This is a genomic window from Saccharomonospora iraqiensis subsp. iraqiensis (assembly GCF_000430445.1).
Taxonomy (GTDB): Bacteria; Actinomycetota; Actinomycetes; order Mycobacteriales; family Pseudonocardiaceae; genus Saccharomonospora; species Saccharomonospora iraqiensis.
Genome location: NZ_KE387095.1, coordinates 5,184 through 7,378, shown reverse-complemented (window position 1 = coordinate 7,378; position 2,195 = coordinate 5,184). Strand labels below are relative to the sequence as shown.

The following is a 2,195-nucleotide window of genomic DNA, read 5'->3' as shown; positions in this document are numbered from 1 at the left end:
CGACCCACCTGCTCGACTCCGCCGACGGCCCCGACGGAGCCCACGGGGCAGGCGGGGCCGCCGGGGCCGCCCACCGCCCGGGGCACCCCGCGCTGTGGCACGACAAGGACGTCTACACCCCCACCCGCATCGTGGACACCGAGATCGTCGCCGCGCTGTACCTCGCGCACACCGACCGGCGGACCGCACGCCTGCTCGCCGACACCACCCGGGTGGGCACGGGGGCCACGTGAACCGCACCGAACTGCACATGGCACTGCGGACGCTGCCGTTCCTGGACGCCCGCCGCGAGCTCGGCGACCGGGCCGTCGAGCTGTCCGCCGACCCGCCGAAGCTGCTCGTGTGGCATCCGGAGGCGATCGACTGGATCTTCCGGCACGACCGGGAGCTCAGCCACCCCGGCAGCCGGAGCCTGCGGCCGTTGTTCGGCGACGACTCGCTGCTGTGGGCCGACGGTCCGCGGCACGAGGCGTACCGGGAGGTACTCGGTCCACCGCTGCGCGGCAGACGGCTGACCGGATACCACGGGCTCATCGCCGGGGCCGTGCACGAGGCGGTGGACGCGCTGCGCCCGGGGACGGTGGTCTCGCTCGCCGACTGGACCCGGCGACTGACCCTGCGGATCGTGGGGCGTCTCGTGCTGGGCCGCGTGGACGACGCGGTCCTGGACGCCTTCTCCGCGTGGATCGACCGGGCCCTCGGCTCCCGCAGCCGCACCCTGGCCCACCGGTTCCTGCGCGGCGGCCTGCCCCGGTCCGGTCCGGACCTGGACGCGGCCCTCGTCCGGTGCGCCCGGGACGGGGCGGATTCGGACTCCCGGGGAGCGGGTCGGGACCCGGCCCGGGACACGGGATGCCCGGCCACCCTCGCCTCGCTGATGCTGGACGCGGACGGCCCGCTGGCCGACCTCGGTGACGGCGAGCTGCGCGACCAGATCGTGTCGTTGCTGTTCGCCGGCCACGAGACCACCGCCTCGGCCGCGGCGTGGACGCTGTACCGGCTCGACCACGACGCCGCGCTGCGCCGCGACGTCACCGACGAACTCGCGGACGTGCCGGACGACGTCCCCGCGCCCGCCCGGACTCCCCTGCTCGACGCGGTGATCCAGGAGGCCCTGCGGCTGGCCCCGCCCGTGACGGTGGCGGAGAACCGCACGCTGCCGCAGGACACCGATCTGCTCGGCCGCACCCTGCCCGCGGGCACCACGCTCACCACGAGCATCTACCTCGCGCACCGGCAGCCGGACGCCTTCCCGGACCCGCTGCGGTTCGACCCGTCCCGGTTCCTGGGGCGGCGCCCCGCGCCCCGGCACTACCTGCCCTTCGGCGGCGGGACCCGCCGGTGCCTGGGTGCGCAGCTGGGACTGCTGGAGATCCGGATGATCGCCGCCGCGCTGCTGCGCCGCCGGGACTGGCACTGCGTCAATCCCCGTGCGGGGGTGCTGCGGCTGCGCGGGCACGCGATGGCGCCGTCGGCCCGCCTGCGCATGAAGGTCACGGGACGGCGGGAATGACCCGGCCCGCGCCGGTCACCGGCACCCCGGCGCGGCCGTCGGTGCGGGACCTGATCACCGTGCACCGGCTGGAGTTCCCGTTCGGGATCAACACCGCCTGCCAGGCGGTGTGGGGCGCCTGCTTCACCGTGGCCGGCCCGGGGGGACTGCTCGCCCCCGCCGTGGTGGCGGCGGTCGTGGCCACGCTCGCGGTGCTGCTCGGCGGGCTGGTCCTGAACACCGCGGTCGACCTGGACAGCGACCGGCGGCACGCCGAACGCGGCGGGCTCGCCGGGGCGGCACGACGACTGGGCAGGACGGCGGGCCTGCGGCTGGCCTGCGCGGAGTTCGCTCTGGGACTGGTGCTCGCCTCCGCCGTGTCGGTGTGGACCGGTCGGTGGCTCGTGGCCGGGGCGGTGGCCGCGGCGGTGGTGACGCAGGTGCTCTACAACGTCGACCCGGTGCGGCTCAAGGCGCGGGGCCAGGCGGGACCGGTCGTGTTCTCCTCCGGGGTGATCGCGCTGCCGTTCCTGGCCACGTACGCGGCTGTCGACGGGGTCCCGCCGGTGGAGTTGTGGCCGGTGTTCGGCGGGCTGACCGTGCTGGCCGTCGGCCGGGTGGTGTGGTGGTCGGTCCCGGACGTGGACGCGGACGCGGCCGCGGGGCTGCGCACCACCGGGGTGCGCCGGGGTCCGGCCGGAGC

Annotated in this window: 2 protein-coding genes and 1 pseudogene; all 3 read left to right on the top strand. The window is 76.2% G+C overall.

The window, feature by feature from the left end; translation table 11 throughout:
* Positions 1 to 233 (top strand): annotated as a pseudogene (locus ACTIR_RS27210) (prenyltransferase); the annotation flags it as partial.
* The gene (locus ACTIR_RS0113425) at positions 230 to 1,513 is read left to right on the top strand and encodes a cytochrome P450 (RefSeq protein ID WP_026454669.1); all 1,284 of its coding nucleotides are present in this window, start codon (positions 230 to 232) and stop codon (positions 1,511 to 1,513) included. The pseudogene ACTIR_RS27210 and the gene ACTIR_RS0113425, both read left to right, overlap by 4 nt.
* On the top strand, positions 1,510 to 2,195 hold a 686-nt coding region (locus ACTIR_RS0113420), incomplete at its 3' end, for a UbiA family prenyltransferase (protein WP_052583874.1). The genes ACTIR_RS0113425 and ACTIR_RS0113420, both read left to right, overlap by 4 nt.